This window comes from Providencia burhodogranariea DSM 19968 (assembly GCF_000314855.2).
Lineage (GTDB): Bacteria > Pseudomonadota > Gammaproteobacteria > Enterobacterales > Enterobacteriaceae > Providencia > Providencia burhodogranariea.
Window position 1 is genome coordinate 78,227 of the sequence record NZ_KB233225.1, and the last position, 26,724, is coordinate 104,950.

Here is a 26,724-nt window from a genome sequence, read left to right on the forward strand (position 1 = left end):
GGTATCAAATAGTGAAAGAGCATAATTGCTCATAAATAATTTGCTCAAATTACTTTCATATCCATCATATTTCGATTTGCATGGGCATTATCATCGCTTATTGATTACATGCATCTTGAATTATGTTGGGCGTACTTTTCGAGTTTTGAAATTTTATTATTATATTTCATTGGGATAATTTTAATTTCCCTATTAGAGACTCGAGCTGTTCGGATGTTTTTTTTCTAAATATAATGAGTTCATTAATAATAATGAATATCATTTTTGTTTGTATTATGCCTATAATCTGCAAAAAATAAAGTCGTGAGGCACGAATATGAGCAGTATTACGGGCAAGTTTGAGCGCCCGATTTTCCGTCCACTAGGCGGTTTGTTTTTAAGTCTTCTTTTCCACGGAACACTCGTAGTGATTTTTATTGGATGGTTTACAACAACACTTCCTACAACAGGGGTATTGCCGCCGGCAGTATCACTCCAGCTTGGTGTTTATCAACTTGAGGAACATTCAGAGCCTGAAGTTAACCATGCCCCTAAACAGCAAATGGCAACTTATGAAGAGGTTCTTCCAGAGCTTGTTGAAAAAACAGAAAAATTACCTGAAACATTGTTGGTTGATAATGGAACGTTAACTAAAGTTAGTGAGAAGAAAACCCCACCCAAAAAGAAACTCCTGCAAGTTAAAAAAGTGGTTGAAGAAGCACCTATAAATACTCAGGAGTCTGCGGTGACATCAGTTCCTACTGCGGGAAGCTCAGCAAGTAGTAGTGCTAACTTTTCGAGTCATACTTCTGTGCCGGTTAGTGGTCATCAAAGCTGGCATAGTGACGTTCTTCAACGTTTAGCTAAATCAAAGCGTTATCCAAGAGAAGCCCTTCGCTATCGTTCAGCAGGCATATCTCAAGTAAAAGTGACCATAAATAGTAAAGGCGAAGTAGTTGCTGCAAGCTTATTCAGTTCTTCTGGAACGAAAATCTTAGATAAAGAAGCACTCGCGACGATTAATCGTGCTGCGCCATTTCCTCTACCACCTGAAACACTTTTGATCGAAGGTCGAGTCGAATTTATCGCACCTATCGAATTTAATACGACTTCTATTTAACTAACTCAATAATATTTAACAGCTATAGCATTCCAAGCGAAGCTATCCTGAAACCTAAAAATAAATACAGGGATCTGGATAGCTAAGTTTGATCCTTAATAACAATTATGTATTTTTGATATCTGATGAAATCTAAAAATGCACATGGATTACAACTTTATATATTATCAATGTTCAGGCGGTGTAGGCTTATTTGGCTTACTTTTCGAACGACGTTTTTTCTGACGATAAGGACGTTGTTCTACTTTACGCTTATCGCTAGTCAGTTTTTTCGCTACTTTTGGTGTTTCATCGTCATTTTCATCATTGGTATTGTCTTCTTCCACAACGAGCTGTGGAGATAAATTTTTCCCTTTCTTTTTCTTTACACGAAATAAGGTATTTGCCAGCACTATTCCTATACAAAAAGCTAATAAAATAAAAAAGCGCAGGACATTGGTACTATTATCCGCTTGCTGAATTTCCGCTGTTAAAAGTTCAGTATCAATTGTTAATCGTAGGTAGCCTTTGGGTTCGTCTTTTCCGGGAACAGGGACGACCAGTTGATATTGAAACGGTTGAATAGATTGGTTGCTATCAATAGCTAGTCTTTTACGGACCGAAACTGATTCCCCTGAACTTGCAATTAATGTGCCGCTTGCTGAGTAGATATTGGCATCTAAAATATATTTATCTTTCGTAATATTATTCAAATTAGCAACAATTCTCTCTTGGTTAAAATCCTTGCTACCAGAAACGATATAGTCAGATAAGCTGAAAGCGACCTGCTCTGCCAAAACGCGGGTGAGTTGCTTGAATTGTTCAACCCTATTTTGGTTTTGGCTATTTACTAAATAGGAAATGCCGTGCATTAATAAGGCAATTAACGTAACGCAGATAACAATTATCACGGTTTTGTGAAGCTTAAATGTTAGTTTCATAAAAATCACTAAGTGCTCTTTATCTATTCTATGGCATCATGTTGCCAGAGCTTGTGCAGATAGGGTAGTTTTGATACGCATTTTTATTATATATTCATCATAGTTCAAGTTGCTGTTGGCCTGAGCTATTGAACTTTTATGCTAAAAAATAAGCAATTAAGCTCAACAGTCTTTTGGTACGCAGGCTAAGTTGGTTACTCAAGTCTCAGTGTTATCTATACGAACTAGAATCGCTTCGCCCGTTGGTTACATGCAGCTTGCGTTATTTTATGTATAAAATTTTGAGTCGATTACAGGAGCTAATTTTCATGTCAACGAGTTTGACCTATTGCTATTTACCCGATGAAATTCAGAAATGGCCAGGTTTACCGCTATCACTGAGTGGGGAAGAGGTAATGCCTTTAGATTATCGTGCTGGCGATAGTGGTTGGTTATTGTATGGTCGTGGGCTGGATAAAGCACGGATCAGTAATTTTCAACAGCGTTTAGGAATAGCAATTGTTATCGTCTCGTCATGGCGAATTGATGATTATCAGGTAGTGAGAATAGCGGGAAGCATCACGCCTCGTATTAAAAAACTAGCAGATGAATGCTTATTAGATGTCGTACCTTTAGGGCAAATTCCTCGTTTACGCTCACCGGGTTTATTGTTGATGGATATGGACTCTACGGCAATTCAAATTGAGTGCATTGATGAAATTGCACGTTTGTATGGTGTTGGTGAACAAGTTTCAGAAGTCACTGAGCGTGCAATGCAAGGTGAACTCGACTTCACTGAAAGCTTAAGAGAACGAGTTGGCTTGCTAAAGGGCGCTGATGTCGCAATTTTACAGCAAGTTATGGACACTCTGCCATTAATGCCGGGGCTTACCAGCCTAGTCCGTAAGCTACAAGCGATGGATTGGCATGTCGCGATTGCATCTGGTGGGTTCACTTTTTTTGCCGATAATTTGCGTCAACAACTTAAATTATCAGCAGCTGTTGCTAATCAACTCGAAATCAAAGATGGCAAGCTGACAGGGAAAGTAAAAGGACCGATTGTTGATGCGAAATTTAAAGCGCAAACGCTGGTAAAACTTGCTGAGCGCTTAGAGATCCCTATTGAGCAAACAGTGGCAATTGGTGATGGCGCAAATGATCTCAAAATGTTGCGTAAAGCAGGACTTGGAATTGCTTATCATGCAAAACCAAAGGTTTATGCAAGAGCCAAAGTGGCTATCCGTCACGCTGATTTAATGGGGGTGATGTGTGTGCTTAGTGGTGGTTTGAAACACGAGGAGCGGTAATACTCGTCATACTTCGCGTTGCTTCGTTGTTGACTACATTCAGCAACCCAAGTCACATACTTTTGTATGCTCCGAATACTCGTCATACTTCGTACTGTAGCGTTGTTGGCTTCATTCGGCAACTCGGGTCACATACTTGTGTATGCTCCCCGAGATATCCTCATTTGCCGCCTAGCTACAGTGCGAATTATTTAGAGTATTACGGATAGCGGCTTACAGAATTATTTAGAGTATTACGGATAGCGGCTTACAGAATTATTTAACGTGTTACTGGTTTATTTGGCGAATTATTGGTGATTTGAGCTATTTAGTGTGTGGTTGGTTATTAAAATGGTTTAGAGTGCGAGTAAGTCGTACATGTGAGTTTGAATAGGAGTTGGGTTGTGGCTAAAGGTGCAAAAAGGGCGTTTGTTTGTAATGAATGCGGGGCGGATTACCCGCGCTGGCAGGGGCAATGTAGTGCCTGTCATGCATGGAACACCATCACGGAAGTGCGCCTTGCCTCAAGTAGCTCTTCTTCACGTAGTGAGCGTTTAATGGGCTATGCAGGTAATGCTGCTGGTGTGAGCCGAGTGCAAAAGCTTTCGGAAATCAGCCTTGAAGAACTACCTCGTTTTACGACAGGATTCAAAGAGTTTGATCGCGTACTTGGTGGTGGCGTAGTACCCGGTAGCGCTATTTTAATTGGTGGAAGCCCCGGTGCAGGTAAAAGTACCTTACTTTTACAAACAATGTGCTTGCTGTCTCGCGAAATGAAAACCCTATATGTCACAGGGGAAGAATCACTCCAACAGGTTGCGATGCGCGCCCATCGATTAGGTTTGCCAACAGATTCATTGAATATGTTGTCGGAAACTAGCATAGAGCAAATCTGTCTAACCGCAGAGCAAGAACAGCCTAAATTAATGGTGATCGACTCCATTCAAGTCATGCATATGGCAGATATCCAATCTTCTCCCGGCAGTGTGGCACAAGTGCGTGAAACTGCCGCATATCTCACCCGGTTCGCAAAAACACGAGGTGTCGCGATCATAATGGTCGGCCATGTAACGAAAGATGGTTCATTGGCAGGCCCAAAAGTGTTAGAGCACTGTATTGACTGCTCTATTATGCTTGATGGTGATGCCGATAATCGTTTTCGCACATTACGTAGCCATAAAAACCGTTTCGGTGCAGTTAATGAGCTAGGTGTATTTGCCATGACTGAGCAGGGGTTAAAAGAGGTCAGTAACCCTTCGGCAATTTTCTTGAGTCGCGGTGATGAAATTACCTCAGGTAGTTCGGTGATGGTGGTTTGGGAGGGTACACGACCCTTGTTGGTTGAGATCCAAGCTCTAGTCGACCACTCTATGATGTCTAACCCGCGTCGTGTGGCTGTTGGATTGGAACAGAATCGCTTGGCTATTTTATTAGCCGTCTTACACCGTCATGGTGGCTTGCTCATGGCTGACCAAGATGTTTTTGTTAATGTTGTCGGCGGGGTTAAAGTAACGGAGACCAGTGCTGATCTTGCATTATTGCTTTCTTTAGTTTCCAGTTTCCGTGATCGTCCTTTACCGAGAGACCTTGTTGTGTTCGGTGAGGTGGGGCTTGCAGGAGAGATTCGTCCTGTACCGAGTGGTCAAGAACGTATTTCAGAAGCGGCAAAACATGGTTTTAAGCGGGCGATTGTTCCGCATGCAAATATGCCGAAAAAATTACCACCCGATATGAAAGTATATGGTGTGAAAAAATTATCAGACGCACTAAGTGTAATGGATGAATTTGATTAATAAAGGAAATCAAATGGCTGAATTTGACTATCTTAAGAATACAATAAAGCAAGCGGGCTATACATTACAGCAAGTTGCAGATGCCTCTGATATGACTAAAGGCTATCTTAGTCAGCTTATCAACAATAAAATTAAAAGCCCAAGTGCGCAGAAAATTGCTGCGCTTCATCGTTTTCTTGGCCTTGAATATCCGAATAAGCAAAAAAAGATTGGGGTAGTGTTTGGCAAATTTTATCCGTTACACACAGGGCACATCTATCTTATTCAGCGTGCTTGTAGCCAAGTAGATGAATTACATATCATTCTTTGTCATGATGAACCGCGTGATAAAGACTTATTTGTAAACAGTTCAATGTCACAACAACCGACGGTTAGTGACCGCCTACGTTGGTTATTACAAACATTTAAGTATCAGAAAAATATCCATATTCATTCCTTTGATGAGCAAGGTATCGAGCCTTATCCACATGGTTGGGAAGTCTGGAGTGATGGGATGAAAGGTTTCCTGAAAAAACACAATATCCACCCAAGCTTTATCTATTCAGGTGAAGTTAATGATGTCACTCGTTATAAAAAACATTTAGGGATAGAAACTATTCTTATCGACCCTGAGCGCACTTTTATGAACATCAGTGGCAATCAAATTCGTCAGGCACCTTTTCGTTATTGGGACTATATTCCGACTGAAGTTAAACCTTTTTTCGTGCGTAAAGTCGCTGTGCTTGGTGGTGAATCCAGTGGGAAATCAACTCTAGTTAATAAGCTCGCTAATATTTTTAATACGACAAGTGCGTGGGAGTTTGGGCGTGACTATGTATTTTCTCATCTCGGTGGTAATGAAATGGCATTACAGTATTCAGACTATGATAAAATCGCGTTAGGTCATGCCCAATATATTGATTTTGCAGTTAAATATGCTAATAAAGTGGCTTTTATCGATACTGACTTTATTACAACACAAGCTTTTTGTAAGCGTTATGAGGGGAGAGAACATCCATTCGTTCAGGCTCTTATCGATGAATACCGATTCGATTTAGTGATTGTATTGGAAAATAATACGCCTTGGGTTGCGGATGGTTTACGTAGTTTAGGCAGTGAAAAAGATCGCTATGAATTTCAATCATTACTTATTGAAATGCTAAAGAAAAATAATGTGGAATTTGTCCGTGTAGACTCTCCTGATTATGACAGTCGATTTTTAACCTGCGTTTCACTTGTTCAACAGTTATTAATGCTGGATGAGTAGCTAATAAGACTTATTGATCATCTACATGAAATTATCAATTTCATCAAATAGAAAAAGGACAACGTGATTATCACTTTGTCCTTTTTTTTCATTGGAGTAGAGCAATGGGATGCTCTACTAAATCCAAGATTTTAAGGCGTTACTTGCTCATGCGCTTATATTTCATGCGGTGAGGTTGCAGGGCTTCAGCGCCCAACGTACGTTTCTTGAAATCTTCATATTCAGTGAAGTTACCTTCGAAGAAAGTGATGTTACCTTCATCTTGATAATCAATAATATGAGTTGCAATACGGTCAAGGAACCAGCGGTCATGCGAGATTACCATTGCGCAGCCAGGGAATTCCAATAATGCGTTTTCTAATGCGCGCAATGTTTCAATATCAAGGTCATTGGTTGGTTCATCGAGGAGTAGTACGTTACCGCCAACTTGTAACAGTTTTGCCAAGTGCAGACGACCACGCTCACCACCAGATAACTCACCGACACGCTTACCTTGGTCAATGCCTTTAAAGTTAAAGCGACCAACATAGGCGCGACTTGGAATTTCAAAGTTACCAATACGCATGATGTCTTGCCCGTTAGAAATTTCTTCCCAAACGGTTTTGCTATCATTCATTGAGTCACGGAACTGGTCAACAGAAGCGATCTTCACGGTATCACCGAGGGTAATCGACCCTGAATCAGGTTGCTCTTGACCAGAAATCATACGAAATAGAGTTGATTTACCCGCACCGTTAGGACCGATAATACCGACAATAGCCCCTTTAGGAATTGAGAAACTTAAGTTATCGATAAGAACACGGTCGCCGTATGACTTGCTAAGGTTTTCAACTTCGATGACTTTATCACCTAAACGTGGTCCCGGTGGAATAAATAGCTCGCTTGTTTCGTTGCGTTTTTGGTACTCAACACTGTTAAGTTCTTCAAAACGAGCTAAACGCGCTTTACCTTTTGCCTGACGACCTTTCGGGTTTTGGCGGATCCACTCCAGCTCTTTCTCTATGGATTTACGGCGAGCAGCTTCGGTTGAGGCTTCTTGAGCTAAACGCTCATCTTTTTGTTCTAGCCAAGATGAGTAGTTGCCTTCCCATGGAATACCTTCACCACGGTCAAGCTCAAGGATCCAACCTGCAACGTTATCTAAGAAGTAACGGTCATGCGTGATAGCAACAACAGTTCCTTCGTAATCGTGCAAGAAACGCTCTAACCAAGCAACAGATTCGGCATCCAAGTGGTTAGTGGGTTCATCAAGAAGTAACATGTCTGGTTTTTCGAGCAGCAGTTGGCAGATTGCCACACGGCGACGTTCACCCCCAGATAGATTTTCAATTTTTGCATCCCAAGCAGGTAAGCGTAGTGCATCAGCAGCACGCTCGAGTTGGTGCTCTAGATTATGGCCATCTTGTGCGGCAATGATAGCTTCTAATTGGCCTTGCTCTTTCGCCAATTTATCGAAGTCGGCATCAGCTTCTGCGTATGCGGCATAAACTTCATCTAAACGCGTTAATGCATTTTTGACTTCAGAAACGGCTTCTTCAACCGCTTCACGAACAGTATGTTCAAGGTTAAGCTTAGGCTCCTGTGGGAGATAGCCAATTTTAATACCAGGCTGAGGGCGTGCTTCCCCTTCAATTTCGGTGTCAATACCCGCCATGATGCGCAGTAATGTTGATTTACCGGCACCGTTAAGGCCTAAAACACCAATCTTTGCTCCAGGAAAGAAGCTCAGGGAGATATTTTTTAGAATATGACGTTTCGGTGGAACAATTTTTCCAACTCGAAACATAGAGTAAACGTATTGAGCCAATTTGTTTTACCTATTGTTTTTTAAATAATATGTCTATATTTGATAGCGTTTTAGCAAACAAATAAAGGTTTTATACAAGTATAATACCTTATGTGACTTTTGCTGCTGCAAACTTTACGCTCTATCTTTATAAATTTCTGAGCTTCACTCTAATTGTTCTTCACTTTAAGTCAATAGTTAGGGCTTGTAGCAGATAATCGGATAAGCTTATTTTAATTAGTGGGAAGTTGAATAGTGATGATAAAACGGTCTCAACATTAAATAGGCGTTTAGTAAATGCAATCTTCGCCATACTTCTTGTTTATCAGGGAGTTATTTTTGTAACAAACTCAAATTTAAACCCTAACATTGAGGTTCTCCATGTTTGATTTAGCTTTTCTACGTGAATTACTGGTCTCTTGTGTTCATTATCTACAACTATTGTTAGAGATCATTTCGGTTATTTGTGTTGTGATTGGGTTAGTCAAAACACTGATTGTTTCGATCCGTTTAAAATCAGGGCGAGTAGCTCGTTATTGTTTTGGTGGATGGCTGGCAACAGCATTAGAATTTCAATTAGCCGCTGATATTCTCGTCACAACAGTCGATCCTGATTTAGATAGTCTGATCAAACTGGGGATTATTGCGGTAATTCGTACCTTCTTAAATTACTTCTTAGCAAAGGAACTCGAACATAGGCCTTTGAATGAAAAAGAGCAAGACGTAGTCACGGGTAAGTAACTATCTTGCATTATCTTCAGTATCGTTAGAGAGCTTATTGCAAATAATTGGATAAGCTCATATTGCTTTAGGTGAAGTAATATAAAATAGTTCTAATATAAAGAGAGGTCGAGATAGGCTATTCTTTCCTGTTTATTAACTTTAGATATTAGCCTCTATGTTCGTTAGACTTCAATTTACATAGTTGTTAGCTGGGCTGCTTGTTGTTATCTACATGAAAATCGGATTGTTTAGAGTATAATTTTAAAGTTACTCTTTTTTATTTTTAAAAGTAAAACATTAGGTCGTTAATACTTATAATTTTCTTATATTAAAATACATTAAATAATAAAATTAAAATCCGAGCTTAATCGTGGGTTTTATTAATTTCACAGAATGATGTGCAAACAATCGATTGTTATGAGTTTTACTTTATAGCGGTCAACTTTTTTGCTATAAAATTGACCGCTATACTCATATTAAGTTTAATATGTTGGCAGGAATATATAATAATTATTTTACTGAGATAGAAGATGTTTCTAATTTTGTTATTTCTGTTTTTTTCTGTGTAAGCTCTTTTTTCACATCATTAGGTTGTATTTTTTTATCTGTTCTTTCTGATGAACCAGTAAATATACCGCCTTTTTTAATCGTTAAGTTTTTAGTTTGGCAAATACCATCTAATTGGCCATTCTCTAAAATATCAAGATTTTCAGAAACGCATAATCCTTGCACTTTACCGTTGATTGATATGGTTTGCGCATGAATTTCACCTTCTATAACGCCTTCTTTTTCAATTGTTACTTTACCATTATTGCTACGGATACTCCCTTTTATATAGCCAAAAACATTAATGTCATCATCGAGAATAAAATCCCCAGAAATATTACAGCTGTTTGAAATTGAAGTGGTTTTATGAGTATTGGATAATGGAGTTAATTTTTCTTCTTTAGATAAAATAGCTTCTTTTTTAGCTATTGCTGCATCGTTTTTTTCAAGTTCCATTAAATTGTTTTTATTTTTTTTGTAAACATCCGTTTATTCCTTGTTGAGAGTATGTAAAAAATAATAAAGAATATGATTAAGAATGGCAAAAACACAATTGAAGAGTAATAATCTGTTAATGTGTAAATTAAAATGTATGCCCAACCACATCCTAGAATAGAAAAAAATAAATTATTTAAATTCATATCCTATCCTATTTTAAAGGCTTTTTTGATTGTTCCAAATACGATTTATATCATTAAATCTGTATTAAAATTTATTCAATTTATGATATGAAAAAATTTAAGAGAACTATAAGTCATATATCCATAAAAAATCTTAAAGTAATAATGATTATAGTGATATAGCTAGCTGAAAGTAATCAAAAACTATGCATCTTGAATATATGATAAGGATGTTATTTAACAGTAAATATGAATGTTTGTCCATATTACACTTAACTAATACGGCGCTTTCTGGCATATAAGCCATTTATAGGCGAGACTAATTAGGGGGATGCGATATCAAGTTGTATGAGAAGCACCAGAGTTCGGATTACACCTCTTGTCCTCTTTTTTCATCTGAACATTTACACTTGGCATCTAAACTAAATATAAATAACCTTGTAAGTAAATGTATTTAACTACTTGTTTTTATTTTTATTTTTATCATTTCTGTTTATGGGATTGTTTCTTACATTCAACTCGAATTATTTCAGGTATAGTTATAAAGTTAAACAATTCAGAGCACAGCAGGAATAGGGAAATATTAAGTATGAAAAAATTCTTGGTGGCAGTTCCGATTGCCATGATGTTGATATCTACCACGGTATGGGCAGATTCTTTACAAGCTCAACGTGAGCGCTACCAAGCAATTAAGCAAGCTTGGGACGCAAAGCAAATGGATGAAGTAGAGCGTTTACTGCCTACATTACAAGAGTATCCATTATATCCTTATTTAGAGTACCGAGAACTCACTCAAGATCTCGATATTATTTCACCAAGCCAAGTGCAAACATTTATTGATGCTCATCCAACATTACCAGTTGCGAAAACGCTAAAAACACGATTTGTGAATGAATTAGCACGTCGTCAAGAGTGGAAGTCATTATTAGCTTTCAGCCCTGAGGTACCAAAGCCTGCTGAAGCACAATGTAATTATTATTATGCGAATTGGGCTACGGGAAACAAAACTCTTGCATGGCAAGGTGCTGAGAAGTCTTGGCTTAATGGACGCTCGATGCCAGAAGCGTGTGACAAATTATTTAATGAATGGGAAAAAGCGGGATATTTAACACCTGAAATGATCCTTGAGCGGATCCATCTTGCTATCGATGCGGGCAATACATCAATAGCGGCATATCTCGCTAAGCGTTTACCGCCAAATTATAAAACCATCGGTGATGCATTAGTTAAGCTGCAAAATGATCCCGCGTCAGTGACCAATTTTGCGAAAACAATGACGCCAACAGATTTTTCACGGCAAGCAACATTGGCAGCATTTAGCCGTTATGCTCGACAATCACCGGATGAAGCTCGCGCAGCGCTAAAAAGTATCAGCAGCACACAGAAAATGAATATCGCTGAAACCCAAAAAATGAAAGACAGCATCGCTTGGCAGTATATGGGGGACGTCACTCCAGAACAGGCAAACTGGCGTGATGAAGTGATTGGAGAGACGGATTCAACGACCTTAAAAGAACGTCGAGTGCGTTTGGCTTTGGGGTTAGGGGATAAAAAAGGTGTTTCAGTGTGGTTGAAGCAACTTCCTGATGATGCTAAGAATAAAGAAGAATGGCAATATTGGCAGGCGATCACTTTGCTTGATGAAGGTAGAAAAGCTGAAGGTGAAGCGATATTACATAAGCTCATGAATGGACGTGGCTTCTATCCAATGGTCGCCGCACAAAAACTGAACATAGAATATCCTCTGTACATTAAAGCCGCCGACAAACCGGACAATAGCATTGATAAAATGGCTGAGATACAGCGTGTTCGTGAATTGATGTATTGGGAAATGGATAATCTCGCGCGCACTGAGTGGGTAAGTTTGGTTGCTTCATTGCCTACCAATCAACAAGAGAAGTTAGCGCGTTACGCATTTGATCACAATTGGGCTGATTTAAGTGTGCAAGCGACGATCACGGCTAAATTATGGAATCACTTAGAAGAGCGTTTTCCATTAGCGTGGGAAAAAGAATTTGAACGTTATATTAAAGATAAATCCATCACAAAAAGCTATGCGATGGCAATCGCACGCCAAGAAAGCGCATGGAATCCACAAGCTCGTTCACCAGTTGGGGCTACGGGACTCATGCAGCTGATGCCAGCAACAGCGAAACACACGGCCCAAAAACAAGGGATTAGTGATTATGTTAATGTCAGCCAATTAACTAATCCAACCAAAAATATTGAGATTGGTACGGCTTACTTGGATGATGTTTATCAGCAATTTTCAAATAACCGAATTTTATCCAGTGCTGCATATAATGCGGGCCCATCACGGGTGAATCGTTGGTTAGGCAATAGTGGTGGACGTATAGATGCAGTGGCTTTTGTTGAAAGCATTCCATTTTCGGAAACCAGAGGTTATGTGAAAAACGTTCTTTCTTATGATGTATTCTATCGCTATTTTATGGGGCAAAATGGTCCTGTTCTAAGCGATAATGAATGGTTAATGAAGTATTAATATGTTTTGCAGGTGATTTGCAAAATTGTGTGTTATTATTTTGTACTAGTTGAATAGTATGGTTAGATAATATGACAGCAAATCACCTGAATGACCCTGCGCTCACAACTGATGAGAATGATGACTGGCAACGCTTCGTTAAGTTACTTCAGCTTGCATTTGAGCAAGACTTGCAGCATCCCATACTCCAATTATTGCTTACACCTGATGAACGAACAGCGCTTGCAACTCGAGTTAGAATTGTCCAAGAATTAATGCGAGGTGAGATGAGCCAAAGAGAATTGAAAAATGAACTTGGCGTCGGAATTGCAACCATTACCCGTGGATCAAATAGCTTAAAATCAGCGCCTTTACCTGTTAAAGCATGGTTGGAAGAGCAGTTACTCAAATAAATTTTTAGTTGATGAGTCGTATAATTTGGTATGTTTTATCCAATTTGTGTGATTTTTGTCACTAAAGTACGTAAATAGGGGCAAAAATTGCCCCTATTATTATTTTTTCGTTATAATTAGTCTTCTATCTGGTTTAGCTCTTTATAAATTTCATGCTTAATGGGAACCAGTGCCAGTATCAGTGCTTGTTGGTAGACGCTTGTGCGTGTTAGTACCCCGTTAGTGAAAAATCCAATAGCGCCACCTTGCTGTTTGATATTATCAATGCCAGTTAAATCTGCCATTTCTTCGCCAAGTTCACGCCCTTCTCGAATACCAGCCAGAATTTTTTCTGGGATCATGATGCTTGCTGAACGTGATTCACCACGGATTTGCTTATGTTCAATCACAATCCAAGCAAAAGTCATGTCGTCTTCAATACCCGCTTCAATACCGACCCAAAAATCGGCTTCAGGGCGAACTTGTCGTGATGCCATTACGCGTTGTCTAGCGCCTGTACGGGTTTCATTATTACCGATAGGTTGCTGTGGAACGCTGCTATCGACGTTAATATCTTCTATCTGATAACTGCCTGGCCCAAAAACAGCATCGAAAGCAAGATGAATCGCTTTAATTTTGGCAGGATTAGTCGTTGCAGCTATAACTTGGTACATTAATTATTTTCCTTTGAACACATACTTTGCAAAGTAATAACGGAACACATCTATGTTACAGGTTTATCTTGTTCGCCATGGCGAAACCGAATGGAACGTGGCTCGCCGTATACAAGGGCAATCTGATAGCCCTCTAACGGCCACTGGACGTCTGCAAGCAAGGCAGGTTGCCGAAAGGATTAAATCAGAAGGCATTACCCATATTATCACTAGTGATATGGGGCGCACACGCGAAACTGCACAAATAATTGCTGAGGTTTGCGGATGTGAAATTATCACAGAACCGCGTCTTCGTGAACTAAATATGGGCGTTCTTGAGCAACGAGAGATTGAAATGCTCACAGAGCAAGAAGAGCAATGGCGCAAAAGCCTTATTGATGGCACCGAGGGCGGCCGTATTCCCGAGGGTGAGTCGATGGAGGAATTGTATGAGCGCATGTTAGCAGCGTTAAACAATTGTCTTGATTTACCTAAAGGCAGCAGACCACTTTTAGTGAGTCATGGCATTGCTCTGAGTACTTTATTAAGCCGTATTCTTGGAGTTCCTGCCTATTCTGAACGTCGCTTACGCTTACGTAACTGCTCAATTTCGCGGGTAGATTATCAAAATAGCCCTTGGCTAGCGAATGGTTGGATCGTAGAAAGTACGGGGGAGATTACACATTTAACTCAACCGGCTTTAGATGAGCAGCAAGCTTAGCTTACGTTGGCAGTATTAGGAGTTTCAATTTGATGGAACTCCTAATACTTAGCTTTATGATAGCTTAGCGGAACCTATATTCATTATTATGACTTTAGATCGAGGCCGCTGATATCTATAATTTACTAAAGCATATACGCGAAAGGTCAACATCCCCTAATCATTACCGTTTTATTGGAACATAGTATTCAAAAGCGGCAATGTGTGTTTTGGGGTCATCATGCTCCCTGTCAATTTTACTTATTTCGACATTTCGTAATTTATAGTGCTCGATATCATATCCTGGCCTACGAGTAATATTGAGCTTAGGCATGTAAACACCATAAATTTGATACAGAAACTCTTGCAATGCATCACGTGTTGCGTCGCCGGTGAAGCTAAATTTCACATAATCTCCAGCAGGAATCGTTAGATTGCTACATTCCGCATTATTAAAATTCGCATCTTCAGGTTTTACTGCCGTTGTATAGAACACGGTTTGCTCATCTTCTTTTTCAGCACTATGAATAGCATGATGCAAACCAAATACTTCAGAAGCAACCGAGTTAGTATGTTCTAAGTAATAGTGCCAGAATGTCTTACGCATTTGCGAGCAAGCCATCGACCATTCCTCTAGTGCATAGGAACAACTTTGCTCTAATCCTACTAATGGTTGCTCTGGCATTTCGACAAATTCATGATCTAAATGCCGGTGGTCATTTAAAATAATTGGCGGGCAAATACCTGTTGCACACCACTCTTCAGTACGTCGATAGTAGGCAGGCGTGAGATTAAATTGTTTCTTAAATGCACGCGTAAATGTTTGTTGTGAATCAAAACGATACTGTAGTGCGATATCAAGAATGGGGCGGCTGGTGAGGCGTAGGGCAACAGCAGAACGAGAAAGCCTTCTAGCTCGAATATAAGCTCCAATTGCTTGATCGGTAACATCCTTGAACATTCGCTGTAAATGCCATTTGGAGTAACCCGCTTTTGCCGCAACATTATCGAGTGATAAAGGCTTATCTAGGTTATTATCGATCCAACGTAGAAGGTCACGAATGATATTAATTTGATCCATGTATATCCCCAGTCGACATGACTTAAAAAACAGATATAGGCTATCAATGAACACCTATTCTATATCAAGTTACCTTTTTCGTTTATATCAAAAGAGTTGTATTTGTTATTTAGTTATAAAGAAAACAGACAGTTTTGTTTATAATTAGTGCCATAATGGCACTTTCTGGTTGAAAAGGAATCCAATATGCATTTTTGCAAGTTGAAGAAAATATTACTAGCATCACTATTGTCTGCATTACCCTTTGCGACATTTGCAGAAGAAATTGGCTCTGTAGATACAGTTTTTAAAGTATTCGGTCCGGATCATAAAATCGTAGTTGAAGCTTTCGATGATCCTGATGTTAATAATGTGACATGTTATCTTAGTCGTTCAAAGACTGGTGGCATTAAAGGTGGACTTGGTTTAGCCGAAGATACTGCGGATGCAGCAATTTCTTGCCAGCAAGTAGGCCCTATTGAATTAAATGACCGAATTAAACGCTCACCGAAAAAACCACATGTGGTCTTTCAAAAACGAACGTCGTTAGTATTCAAAAAACTACAAGTGGTTCGCTTTTATGACCCGAAACGCAACACGTTAGTCTATTTAACTTACTCGGATAAGATGATTGAGGGTTCACCAAAAAATGCACTGAGTGCTGTACCAATTATGCCGTGGTAAGGTTTTTCATCATATTTATTGATAAGACGAAAACTGGTCGGTTGATCAGTTTTTGTCTTTTAGGGCTTTAAATGAAAAACACCGGCAAGTTATGGCCGGTGTTTTAGCTGATGCGACAACGAATTACTCGTCTAAATCACCACAAAAACGGTAACCTTCACCATGGATGGTTGCGATAATTTCTGGTGTATCAGGTGTTGATTCGAAATGCTTACGAATACGACGAATAGTCACATCAACTGTTCTGTCATGTGGCTTAAGTTCACGACCAGTCATTTTCTTCAGTAAGTCTGCTCGAGTTTGGATTTTTCCAGGGTTTTCACAGAAATGTAGCATTGCGCGGAACTCACTACGAGGTAATTTGTAGTGTTCGCCCGCAGGGCTAACAAGTGAACGACTATTAATGTCTAGTTCCCAGCCATTAAACTTATAGCTTTCAACAAGGCGACGTTCTTCTGTGCCACCAGCTAAATTCATTGTGCGAGAAAGTAGATTACGTGCACGGATAGTCAGCTCGCGTGGGTTGAATGGTTTAGTGATGTAGTCATCAGCACCAATTTCAAGACCAAGTATTTTATCGACTTCGTTATCACGTCCCGTCAAGAACATCAAAGCAATGCTTTCTTGCTCACGTAATTCACGTGCGAGAAGAAGACCATTTTTACCTGGCAGGTTGATATCCATGATAACTAAGTTGATGTCATGTTCAGACAGAACATTGTGCATTTCTTCGCCATCAGTAGCTTCGTGTACAACATAGCCTTCAGCTTCAAAGATGCTTTTAAGCGTATTGCGAGTGACAATTTCATCTTCAACAATTAAAATGTGTGGGGTCTGCATATTTGCTACCTAAAGTTTTTAAAATAAAATAGTGAACTTATAAGCCGCTTCCAAATTAGGTGGTTTTTTTTTGTTTTTTTGGAAAAACGCGTCTACAAGCTATAAATATGTCATCAGAATCAACGCTATTTGGTTGCCTCTGTCATTGTCAGATTCTAAAAAAGTGAATCAAAATTTAGGCACTTTCCCAACGTTGGGCTGTTAACAGCAATATAACAGCTAATACTGCATTTACCACCTAAAAAAATAACTTTTGTTGATACATATCAAAATCAATTGTAGCACGTTAACAAAATTTGTTAGGAAGAAAGTTATACAAATTTTATTGACGCATACTATAAGATGAAGTGTCAAACTTTGATATTTTCCTCATCATCTATGTGATACATTTGCTCAAAAAAAGTTCGACTTATACACTTTTAGATACAATAAATATCTCAAGTATTATATTTTGCAATTTATCTATTCTATAGTGATAAAATTCAATTTTTTATGAGTTATATCCGTTGAGTTTTGGGTTTTATTAAATAGGTAGAATAATTTCGAATAATTAATTTCGAAGTAAAATGATTTTTTTGCAAATAAATTTGACATTTTAGGGTAATTGCTTTAACCGTATAAGAAGAAAAGTAACGAATCAAGAGACAGACAGAATCTATGCGTATTATCAGCCTGAATACTATTATTATTACCACCACCACCGTAACCACAGGAAACGGGGCGGGCTGACGCATCCAAAAAATAAAATGAAAAAGCCCGCATCCAATAAGATGTGGGTTTTTTTTTGGCGTGAAATCAGGAGAGGAATACCATGCGTGTGCTTAAATTTGGCGGTACTTCGGTTGCAAACGACGAACGAGTACTGAATGTTGCAGATATCGCCGAAAGCAAATTAGCTGATGGGCAAGTGGCTTTGGTGCTATCTGCGCCAGCAAAAATCACTAACCATTTAGTCGCTATGATTGATAAAACGGCGGAAGGTCAGAATGTCATCACTCATGTGAATGATGCAGAAATGATTTTTGCTAATTTATTAAAAGGATTGAAAGAAAAGCAACCTGATTTTGATTACGAAAGGTTGAAAAAGCTCACTGAGCAAGAATTCGCGCAAATTAAACAAGTACTGCATGGTATTACTCTTCTTGGGCAATGTCCTGATAGCATAAATGCATCAATCATTTGCCGTGGTGAAAAACTCTCTATCGCTATTATGGAATCGGTGCTGACGGCACGCGGTCACAAAGTTACCGTAATTAACCCAGTAGAAAATTTATTGGCAGTGGGTCATTATCTTGAATCGACAGTTGATATCAATGAATCCACCAAACGCATTACTGAATTAAATATCCCCAAAGATCACTTTATTTTGATGGCAGGCTTTACTGCGGGTAACGATAAAGGGGAGTTAGTTGTATTGGGTCGTAATGGCTCTGATTACTCAGCTGCTGTACTAGCTGCTTGTTTACGAGCCGATTGTTGTGAAATATGGACCGATGTTGATGGTGTCTATACTTGTGACCCCCGGCTTGTCCCAGATGCGCGCCTGCTAAAAGGTATGTCCTATCAAGAAGCGATGGAGCTATCTTATTTCGGCGCTAAAGTTCTTCACCCTCGTACCATAGCTCCAATTGCCCAATTCCAAATACCTTGTCTGATCAAAAATACGACAAACCCAAGCGCACCGGGTACCTTGATTGGTGATGGTCAAACGGATGACAGCACGCCAGTAAAAGGCATTACAAATCTTAATAATATGGCGATGATTAACGTTTCAGGCCCAGGAATGAAGGGCATGGTCGGTATGGCGGCACGAATTTTTTCAGTAATGTCACGTAAAGGCATCTCTGTTGTACTTATTACCCAGTCATCTTCTGAATACAGTATTAGCTTTTGTGTACCGCAAGGAGAATTGGGACGTGCGCGTACGGCATTAGAAGAAGAGTTCTATTTAGAACTTAAAGATGGTGTACTTGACCCATTAGATGTGATGGAACAATTAGCAATTATTTCAGTTGTAGGCGATGGAATGCGCACTCTGAAAGGAATTTCCGCCCGTTTCTTTTCCGCACTAACGCGTGGCAACATCAATATTATTGCCATTGCACAGGGTTCATCTGAACGTTCAATTTCAGCAGTTATTGCCAATGAGTCAGCGACAACAGCGGTGCGTTTGTGCCATCAAATGCTATTTAATGCTGAACAAGTCATCGAAGCCTTCATCATAGGTGTTGGTGGCGTCGGAAATGCACTGATCGAGCAAATTTATCGCCAGCAACAATGGTTGAAGCAAAAACATATTGATTTACGAGTTTGTGGTATTGCTAACTCAAGAGCGATGCTGACCAACATGCAGGGTATTTCTCTTGATAATTGGAAAGAAGAACTGGCACAAGCCTCTGAGCCATTTAGTTTAAGCCGCCTTATCAGATTAGAGCGTGAGTATCATTTTCTTAATCCTGTGATTATCGATTGTACTTCGAACCAAGAAATCGCTGAACAGTATGTGAATTTCTTGAAAGATGGCTTCAACGTTGTGACACCAAATAAAAAAGCAAACACGCTGTCGATGGACTACTACCATCAATTACGTTCGGCGAGTGAAGTGTCAAAACGTAAGTTCCTGTATGACACTAACGTGGGGGCTGGCTTACCCGTTATTGAAAACTTACAAAATCTACTCAATGCTGGTGATGAACTCGTTCATTTTAGTGGGATCCTTTCTGGCTCGTTATCCTTCATTTTTGGTAAGTTAGATGAGGGTATGTCACTGTCAGAAGCAACAATATTAGCGAAAGAGAAAGGTTTCACTGAGCCTGATCCACGAGATGATCTCTCGGGTATGGATGTTGCCCGTAAGTTATTGATCCTTGCTCGCGAAGCTGGCTACCAGCTAGAACTAGGCGATATTGAAATCGAAGCCGTGTTACCGGCAGAATTTGATAGCAGTGGTGATGTGACTGAATTTATGTCCCGACTGCCACAGCTTGATCAACCATTCGCTGAACGTATAAAAGCCGCTGAAGCAGAAGAAAAAGTGTTACGCTATGTCGGATTAATAGAAGAAGGCCGTTGCCAAGTGAAAATCGTTGCAGTTGACGGCAATGATCCTCTGTTCAAAGTAAAAAATGGCGAAAATGCATTGGCTTTCTATACGCGCTATTATCAACCTATTCCTTTAGTACTCAGAGGCTATGGTGCAGGTAATGATGTTACTGCTGCCGGCGTATTTGCAGACATGTTGCGTACCCTATCATGGAAATTGGGAGTTTGATAAGTGATTAAAGTTTATGCACCCGCTTCAATTGGTAATGTTAGTGTCGGGTTTGATGTACTTGGGGCGGCTGTATCGCCTGTAGATGGAACACTATTAGGTGATTGTGTCACTGTTGAAGCGGCAGATACCTTTTCTCTGACTAATCAGGGTCATTTTGTCTCAAAATTACCGAAAAAAAATGAACATAATATCGTTTACCAATGTTGGGAGCTGTTTTGTGAACGCCTTGGTAAGCCGCTAAATGTTGCTATGATACTTGAAAAAAATATGCCTATTGGCTCAGGACTTGGTTCAAGTGCTTGCTCGGTTGTAGCTGCATTGATGGCACTCAATGAATTTGCAGGCAAACCTTTCGATCAAACCACATTGCTGAGTATGATGGGGGAGTTGGAAGGGCGTATTTCAGGTAGCGTACATTATGATAATGTTGCCCCTTGCTATTTAGGCGGTTTACAACTGATTATCGAGCAAAATGGCATTATTTCTCAGCCAGTTCCAGCATTTGAAAATTGGTATTGGGTAATGGCGTATCCCGGTATTAAGGTGTCTACAGCAGAAGCACGAGCTATCTTACCTAATAGCTATCCGCGCCATGATATTGTTAATCATGGGCGTTATTTGTCAGGCTTTATCCATGCTTGCCATACAGGGCAGCCGAAGCTTGCCGCTACCATGATCCAAGATGTGGTTGCTGAACCTTATCGTACACAGCTACTTCCTGGTTTCGCTGAAGCGCGCAAAAACGCCTATGAAATTGGTGCGCTTGCTTGCGGTATTTCCGGATCTGGGCCAACGCTATTTGCGATTTGTGATAATAAGCAAGTTGCAGAAAAAATGGCGGATTACCTACAACAACATTACATTCAAAATGATGAAGGCTTTGTGCATATCTGCCGTTTGGATCTCACTGGGGCAAGGACAATAGGGTAAAGAATGAAACTGTATAATTTGAAAGATAATAGTGAGCAAGTTAGCTTCGCGCAGGCGGTTAAACAAGGACTAGGCAAGCAGCAAGGTCTATTTTTTCCGCAAGATCTCCCAGAATTTAATGCCGCTGAAATTGATGAGTTACTGAAACTGGATTTCGTCACCCGTAGTAGCCGTATTTTAACCGCATTTATTGGTGATGAGATCCCCGAATCTGAGCTTAAGGCTCTAGTTAAGGAAGCATTTGCATTCCCTGCACCTGTAGCCCAAGTTGAGCCAGACGTTGCAACATTAGAACTTTATCATGGTCCGACTTTAGCCTTTAAGGACTTCGGTGGCCGTTTTATGGCACAAGTTTTAGGGAAAGTCGCAGGTAATCAACCTGTTACTATTTTGACAGCAACATCAGGCGATACTGGCGCCGCAGTAGCGCATGCATTTTATCGTCTGAATAATGTTCAAGTTGTTATCTTGTATCCGGAAGGTAAGATAAGTCCATTGCAAGAGAAGCTTTTCTGCACACTGGGTGAGAACATTCATACCGTTGCAATTAAAGATGATTTTGATGCATGTCAGGCACTGGTTAAGCAATCTTTCGATGATGAAGAGCTTAAAAAAGCGTTGTATTTGAACTCTGCTAACTCGATCAATATCAGTCGTCTACTCGCTCAGATTTGTTATTACTTTGAAGCAGTCGCTCAAATTCCTGCTGAAAAGCGCGAACATCTGGTGATTTCTGTTCCAAGTGGGAACTTTGGTGATTTAACTGCGGGGCTATTGGCTAAAGTTATGGGGCTACCGGTTAAGCGTTTTATCGCGGCAACTAACGCCAATGATACTGTTCCTCGTTATCTTGATAACGGCGAATGGGCACCACATCAAACAGTGGCAACGTTATCAAATGCGATGGATGTTAGCCAGCCAAATAACTGGCCGCGTATTGAAGAGTTGTTTAGCCGTAAAGGTTGGTCTTTAAAAGATCTTGGTCATGGTGTTGTTAGCGATGAAGTGACCAAAGACACGGTACGTGAGCTTGATAAAAAAGGTTATATATCAGAGCCTCATGCGGCTATTGCTTATCGTGTATTGCGTGATCAACTGCAAGATGGGGAATATGGTCTCTTCTTAGGTACTGCGCATCCTGCTAAATTTAAAGAGAGCGTAGAGGAGATCCTGAATAAGGAGTTGCCTTTACCGCAAGCTTTAGCAGAGAGAGCAGATTTACCTTTATTATCACATTTCTTGCCATCTGATTTCGCACAATTACGTAAATTCTTAATGAAGCTTGCACCTAAGCAGTAAATAATAATGCTCAAATAGTACAATTAGTATTTATTTCAAACGGAAGCCTAAGCTTCCGTTTTTAATAAAAAATAAAGTGTAAGAAGATCATCTTATGATATCTCTTGTTAATTTATGAGTATTTAGTTTTAGATAAAAAGCCATATTAATAAATACTCGCTAATATGGCTCTAGGGTAATAAATTAACGTTTACTTGATTTGTTTAAGATGGTAGTTAATTTCATTTTGAATGGTAGAAGCACCACTGTTTTTATTAAAAGACAACATTACAATGGCTTTTTCATGTTGATTCATATCAGAAAACAACTTTGCTGTTTGTGGTTGGCTTTTAATAAAGTTTGCAGATTGCTTCTGATGCTGTGTGAGCATTTTTTCTATCATAGGTGAGGTATTATTTTTGGTAAAGGTTAGTGCGACAGCGGCTTTTTCATTGGTATCAAGCTCAGAAAATGTTCTACCTTGATGGATCACTTCATTGGTATTGCTCCCGGCTTTTGCTAAATGACTTTTTACGGCAATTTGATTAGCTGCGGACATATTATTTTCTGTAAACATTAATGCAATTGCTGTATTTTTATGAATATCAATCTCGGATTGAGCATAAGCAAGATTAATCGCGCTGATAATCACACCAACTGCGACAATAATATTTTTCATGATTTTTCCCTATTAAGTTAAACGATATCTGTTATAACGATAATAAGGGATAAACTCTGACTAAAAGCTGACAGTAAGATGACAATTTTGCCATATTACTGTTTTTTTGGTGTTTTAATCTGATGCGTGTCTGTTTTTTACACTATTATATGTTTTTAGGTAAATGTAAAGTAAAGCGTGTTGAATATTCATCAGACTCAACTTTAATTGTACCTTTGTGTGCCAGTATAATTGATTTAACAATTGCTAATCCAATTCCACTTCCTTCATTTTTTCGTTGTCTTGATTTATCGACACGATAGAAGCGGTCAAATAGCTTAGGCAAGTGTTCTTTAGAGATTTGAGCGCCTGGGTTACTAATAATTATTTCAATGTAATCTTTAATACTGGCAATATTAATCGTGACATAATCCCCTTTAGGGGTATAACGGATAGCATTAGAAATTAAATTTGTTATAGCTCTTCTTAGCATTTCCTTATCTGCTAAGATAGGTTTGGCACTGCCAATTAGTTTAAGTTTTATTTCATTCTCATCGGCTAAAAATTCAAAGTAATCAAGGATTGATGATATTTCTGTTTTGATATCTATTTGTTTTTTTTCTGGAATTAGCATATTGTCATCCGCCTGAGCAAGAAACAGCATGTCAGAAATCATACGAGAAAGCCGGCTATATTCTTCAAGGTTCGAATACAACACTTCAATTAACTCTTCTTTGGTACGGTCCTTACTTAATGAGATCTGTGTTTCTGTCATCAAATTGGTAATTGGAGTGCGCATTTCATGAGCAATATCGGCAGAAAAATTGGTTTGTCGAACAAATACATCTTCTATCTTAATCAGCATCTGATTGAATGACATCGCTAGCTGCTTTAATTCGTTAGGAACGGTAGTAGGATCTAAGCGAATACTTAAATTTTCCGAAGTAACAGCTTTTATTTTATTACTGACATTTTTAAGCGGTTTTAATCCATTGATCACTAAAATATAAACAATAAAAATCGTAAATAAACACAATGCGATAGCACTAATCACAAGATTTCTAATTAATGAATTTAAATAATCATGATGAAAATTCAACGACAATGCGGTGACTAATCGATATTGCTTAGGTTGGTTATCGATATTGATATCAATGAAAGACTCCATTAATCGATAACTATTAATATACTCTTCGCTATTATCTTTCTCAGGATTATATTCTTTTAGTCGATGAATGATTTCACTACTCGCATTAGGTGATGTTAAAATATTGCCTTTTCCATCATCAAGGTAAACAACAATATCTTGATGTTCATCAATAATTGTTTTTATACGAGTGAGTTTTGCATTATCCGATTCATTATTTTCGCTTAATAAGTTGCAAATAGCCAAAGTGACTTGGTTTAACGTATATTCATCTTGTTGCTTAAAATGCAACACAACAGAGTTAATCATGATCCAACTAAATAACAGTAATGCGAGAGAAAAAGTAATACTAATCAGAAAAATAAGTCGGGTTGAAATAGAAATAGGGGATTTAAATAAATTATTCATCGTGTGGAAGCTCAAATAGATATCCCATTCCTCTGACCGTATGGATTAGCTTAGGTTCATAATCCAAATCAATTTTGGAACGTAACCTTTTAACCGCAACATCAATAACGTTAGTATCACTATCAAAATTCATATCCCATACTTTTGAAGCGATAAGGGAGCGAGATAAAACTTCACCTTGGTGTAGAATAAAAAACTCAAGTAATGAAAATTCTTTGCTAGTTAAAATTATTTTGTCATTTGCGCGAGTAACGCGTCTTTTAATGACATCAACGTGTAGGTCAGCAATATTATATTGTACCTTTTGAATAGTATTATTACCTCTACGAAGTAATGTCCTGACTCGTGCTAACAGCTCAGAGAAATCAAAAGGTTTAATTAAATAATCATCTGCACCAATCTCAAGGCCTTTTACTCGATGTTCAACATTACCCAATGCACTTAGCATTAATATCGGTGTATTTTTCCCTAAATTACGTAAATTCTTTGCAATATCCCAACCATTAATATCTGGAAGCATGACATCAAGAATAATCAAATCATACTCTTCTGTAGATGCCATGTGTAGGCCTGTGATCCCATTCTCAATCGCATCAACGATAAAACCAGACTCGGTTAAACCTTTTGATAAATATTCTCTCGTTTTATGTTCATCTTCAACAATGAGTAACTTCACAATAACCTCAACAGTGCGATAGATATATACAATCTCATTCTAAGCATTGAAGTCCTAAAATGTAAAATGACAAATTTGTCATTTTCATGTCATGAACCTAACACGAACGTTTTTTTACTATAGCGAAAATACGGATCAATGTTGAGGTATCGCTACACCATGTATTACCCGAAAATAGTAATAATAATTAGTGGGTTATTGCTCAGTGGATGTGTATCACTGGCTCCTCAATATTTGCGTCCTGACCTCCAAGTTCCTAACAACATAGAAAATGAATCCATTGCATTGGCTCGTAGTATGAACCCTAGTTTTATCACACCAAGCTGGAAAGCATTTATTACTGATCCTCAAATGCAACAGACAATTCAGCTGGCGCTCAATAAAAATAATGACATGTATTTGGCGGCTTTAGATGTTGAAGAGGCTAGATTGCGTTTTGGTATCTCAGAGGCTGAAAAATATCCACAAGTTATGTCTTCCCTTGGCGGGGACTACAGCCGAAGCTTGAATGGCGATAGTTCATTAGAGAAAAAATATAACACAGGTGTGGATATTAGTTATGAATTAGATTTTTTTGGTCGGATAAAAAATCTTTCTGAAGCTGATAAGGCGAGTTTTTTAGCTTCGCAAGCAATGAATCGAGCGACTCAAATTATAACAATAAAAACTGTCGCAGAAGCTTATCTTGATGTGGTTTATAACCAGCAATTACTTTTAATTGCACAGGATACCAAGACAAATTACCTCAACAGCCAATCTATTGTGAAACAAAAGGTTCTTGCAGGACAAGCCAATATTTCAGATTTAGACCAAGCCAGAGGCCAAGTGCAATCTATTGATATCACAATTGAAAAAATTAAAAGTGACATTGCACGTAATGAAAATCTGGTGGATTTTCTGACAAATAATTACAGCCAAAAAATAGGTTTTAGTTTATCTGACTATCAGCCTATTGGTATGCCGTTAGATATCCCCTCTGAAATTTTATTAAAACGTCCTGATGTGATGGCGGCAGAGCAAGGCATCGTATCAGAGAATGCCAATATTGGTGTAGCTCGTGCGGCCTTTTTTCCTTCGATTTCCTTTAATAGCAGTATAACCAGCAGCAACGATTCATTATCAGGTTTATTTGATTCATCTAATGGTATTTGGAATTTCTTACCAAAAATAACATTGCCTATTTTTACGGGTGGGAAAAATAGTAAAAATTTAGATCTCGCTATTATTCGCAAGAATAAAGCGATTGTTAATTATGAGAAAAGCATTCAAGTCGCATTTAGAGAAGTGAAAGATGCCTTAACAATGAAATCGAGTTTGGAAAAACAGCTTGTCGCCCAAGAAAACTACGTTAATACGTTAAATAACATCCTAGCTCAAAAGCAGGTGAGTTACCGTTATGGTGGCTTAAGCTATCTAAATGTCCTTGATGCACAAAGAGATTTGTTCACGGGAAAACAAAATTTATTGTTGTTAAAAATAGAGCAGCAGAAGAATGAAGTTAATTTGTTCTCTGCGCTTGGTGGTGGATCAATAGAATAATGAGG

At 38.9% G+C, this 26,724-nt stretch carries 23 protein-coding genes and 1 other annotated feature; of the genes, 14 read left to right on the forward strand and 9 right to left on the reverse strand.

All coding sequences use genetic code 11. The features are described 5' to 3' along the window. Positions 1-316 precede the first annotated feature (316 nt). Positions 317-1,099, forward strand: a complete 783-nt coding sequence (locus OOA_RS16290) for an energy transducer TonB (protein ID WP_008913265.1) — start codon at positions 317-319, stop codon at positions 1,097-1,099. Between the two features lie 167 nt (positions 1,100-1,266). Here OOA_RS16290 and OOA_RS16295 read toward each other — a convergent pair whose 3' ends face one another. After that, positions 1,267-2,019: an AhpA/YtjB family protein gene (locus OOA_RS16295; RefSeq protein WP_201764606.1), complete on the reverse strand. Its 753-nt coding sequence runs from the start codon at positions 2,017-2,019 to the stop codon at positions 1,267-1,269. A 308-nt stretch (positions 2,020-2,327) separates the two neighbouring features. Between OOA_RS16295 and serB the strand changes: the two genes are divergently transcribed. From serB to nadR, 3 genes are all read left to right on the forward strand, one after another. Continuing rightward, a complete protein-coding gene (serB, locus tag OOA_RS16300; protein ID WP_008913267.1) occupies positions 2,328-3,305 on the forward strand; it encodes a phosphoserine phosphatase in 978 nt (325 codons plus the stop codon). Between the two features lie 383 nt (positions 3,306-3,688). Next, positions 3,689-5,077 (forward strand): DNA repair protein RadA, encoded by a 1,389-nt coding sequence (gene radA / locus OOA_RS16305; protein ID WP_008913268.1) that lies wholly within the window; start codon positions 3,689-3,691, stop codon positions 5,075-5,077. Positions 5,078-5,090: 13 nt separating this feature from the next. After that, positions 5,091-6,323 (forward strand): multifunctional transcriptional regulator/nicotinamide-nucleotide adenylyltransferase/ribosylnicotinamide kinase NadR, encoded by a 1,233-nt coding sequence (gene nadR / locus OOA_RS16310; RefSeq protein ID WP_008913269.1) that lies wholly within the window; start codon positions 5,091-5,093, stop codon positions 6,321-6,323. A gap of 139 nt (positions 6,324-6,462) precedes the next feature. Here nadR and ettA read toward each other — a convergent pair whose 3' ends face one another. Then, positions 6,463-8,130, reverse strand: a complete 1,668-nt coding sequence (gene ettA / locus OOA_RS16315; RefSeq protein ID WP_008913270.1) for an energy-dependent translational throttle protein EttA — start codon at positions 8,128-8,130, stop codon at positions 6,463-6,465. Between the two features lie 360 nt (positions 8,131-8,490). Here ettA and OOA_RS16320 point away from each other — a divergent pair, with 360 nt between their 5' ends. Further along, complete coding sequence (locus OOA_RS16320) at positions 8,491-8,850, forward strand: DUF1622 domain-containing protein (RefSeq protein ID WP_008913271.1); 360 nt, start codon at positions 8,491-8,493, stop codon at positions 8,848-8,850. Positions 8,851-9,342: 492 nt separating this feature from the next. On the opposite strand, the gene OOA_RS19825 is transcribed toward OOA_RS16320, so the two are convergent. Beyond that, on the reverse strand, positions 9,343-9,834 hold the full coding sequence (locus tag OOA_RS19825) for a bactofilin family protein (RefSeq protein WP_008913272.1): 492 nt from the start codon (positions 9,832-9,834) through the stop codon (positions 9,343-9,345). A gap of 753 nt (positions 9,835-10,587) precedes the next feature. Here OOA_RS19825 and sltY point away from each other — a divergent pair. Together sltY and trpR are read left to right on the forward strand one after the other, a co-directional pair. Further along, complete coding sequence (gene sltY / locus OOA_RS16330; protein WP_008913273.1) at positions 10,588-12,501, forward strand: murein transglycosylase; 1,914 nt, start codon at positions 10,588-10,590, stop codon at positions 12,499-12,501. 71 nt (positions 12,502-12,572) lie between these two features. Continuing rightward, the gene (gene trpR, locus OOA_RS16335; RefSeq protein ID WP_008913274.1) at positions 12,573-12,893 is read left to right on the forward strand and encodes a trp operon repressor; all 321 of its coding nucleotides are present in this window, start codon (positions 12,573-12,575) and stop codon (positions 12,891-12,893) included. 116 nt (positions 12,894-13,009) lie between these two features. Here the strand turns inward: trpR and yjjX are convergent, their stop codons facing one another. Then, complete coding sequence (gene yjjX, locus OOA_RS16340; RefSeq protein WP_008913275.1) at positions 13,010-13,546, reverse strand: inosine/xanthosine triphosphatase; 537 nt, start codon at positions 13,544-13,546, stop codon at positions 13,010-13,012. Between the two features lie 52 nt (positions 13,547-13,598). Between yjjX and gpmB the strand changes: the two genes are divergently transcribed. Next, positions 13,599-14,246: a 2,3-diphosphoglycerate-dependent phosphoglycerate mutase GpmB gene (gpmB, locus tag OOA_RS16345; RefSeq protein WP_008913276.1), complete on the forward strand. Its 648-nt coding sequence runs from the start codon at positions 13,599-13,601 to the stop codon at positions 14,244-14,246. Between the two features lie 163 nt (positions 14,247-14,409). Here the strand turns inward: gpmB and robA are convergent, their stop codons facing one another. Then, on the reverse strand, positions 14,410-15,306 hold the full coding sequence (gene robA / locus OOA_RS16350; protein ID WP_008913277.1) for an MDR efflux pump AcrAB transcriptional activator RobA: 897 nt from the start codon (positions 15,304-15,306) through the stop codon (positions 14,410-14,412). A gap of 186 nt (positions 15,307-15,492) precedes the next feature. On the opposite strand from robA, the gene creA reads away from it, so the two are divergent. Further along, positions 15,493-15,969: a protein CreA gene (gene creA, locus OOA_RS16355; RefSeq protein ID WP_008913278.1), complete on the forward strand. Its 477-nt coding sequence runs from the start codon at positions 15,493-15,495 to the stop codon at positions 15,967-15,969. Positions 15,970-16,092: 123 nt separating this feature from the next. Here creA and arcA read toward each other — a convergent pair whose 3' ends face one another. Beyond that, on the reverse strand, positions 16,093-16,809 hold the full coding sequence (gene arcA / locus OOA_RS16360; RefSeq protein WP_008913279.1) for a two-component system response regulator ArcA: 717 nt from the start codon (positions 16,807-16,809) through the stop codon (positions 16,093-16,095). Between the two features lie 657 nt (positions 16,810-17,466). Between arcA and thrL the strand changes: the two genes are divergently transcribed. From thrL to thrC, 4 genes are all read left to right on the forward strand, one after another. After that, a complete protein-coding gene (gene thrL / locus OOA_RS21410; protein ID WP_071524250.1) occupies positions 17,467-17,538 on the forward strand; it encodes a thr operon leader peptide in 72 nt (23 codons plus the stop codon). Beyond that, positions 17,474-17,596 (forward strand) — a sequence feature (Thr leader region). Its footprint overlaps the gene before it by 65 nt. A 24-nt stretch (positions 17,597-17,620) precedes the next feature. Beyond that, positions 17,621-20,080: a bifunctional aspartate kinase/homoserine dehydrogenase I gene (thrA, locus tag OOA_RS16365; RefSeq protein WP_008913280.1), complete on the forward strand. Its 2,460-nt coding sequence runs from the start codon at positions 17,621-17,623 to the stop codon at positions 20,078-20,080. A gap of 3 nt (positions 20,081-20,083) precedes the next feature. Continuing rightward, entirely contained in the window at positions 20,084-21,013 is a 930-nt protein-coding gene (thrB, locus tag OOA_RS16370; protein ID WP_008913281.1) for a homoserine kinase, read from the forward strand. Positions 21,014-21,016: 3 nt separating this feature from the next. Next, positions 21,017-22,312, forward strand: coding sequence for a threonine synthase (gene thrC / locus OOA_RS16375; RefSeq protein ID WP_008913282.1), 1,296 nt, complete (start codon positions 21,017-21,019; stop codon positions 22,310-22,312). Positions 22,313-22,502: 190 nt separating this feature from the next. Here the strand turns inward: thrC and OOA_RS16380 are convergent, their stop codons facing one another. The 3 genes from OOA_RS16380 to OOA_RS16390 form a co-directional block, all read right to left on the reverse strand. Next, positions 22,503-22,970 (reverse strand): hypothetical protein, encoded by a 468-nt coding sequence (locus OOA_RS16380; RefSeq protein WP_008913283.1) that lies wholly within the window; start codon positions 22,968-22,970, stop codon positions 22,503-22,505. Positions 22,971-23,115: 145 nt separating this feature from the next. Next, positions 23,116-24,504: a Cu(+)/Ag(+) sensor histidine kinase gene (locus OOA_RS16385; protein ID WP_008913284.1), complete on the reverse strand. Its 1,389-nt coding sequence runs from the start codon at positions 24,502-24,504 to the stop codon at positions 23,116-23,118. Beyond that, entirely contained in the window at positions 24,497-25,180 is a 684-nt protein-coding gene (locus OOA_RS16390; RefSeq protein WP_008913285.1) for a heavy metal response regulator transcription factor, read from the reverse strand. Before OOA_RS16390 ends, OOA_RS16385 begins: the two co-directional genes overlap by 8 nt. 159 nt (positions 25,181-25,339) lie before the next feature. Between OOA_RS16390 and OOA_RS16395 the strand changes: the two genes are divergently transcribed. Next, positions 25,340-26,719 carry an efflux transporter outer membrane subunit gene (locus OOA_RS16395; protein ID WP_008913286.1) on the forward strand — a complete coding sequence of 460 codons (1,380 nt, stop codon included), beginning with the start codon at positions 25,340-25,342 and terminating at the stop codon, positions 26,717-26,719. Positions 26,720-26,724 lie beyond the last annotated feature (5 nt).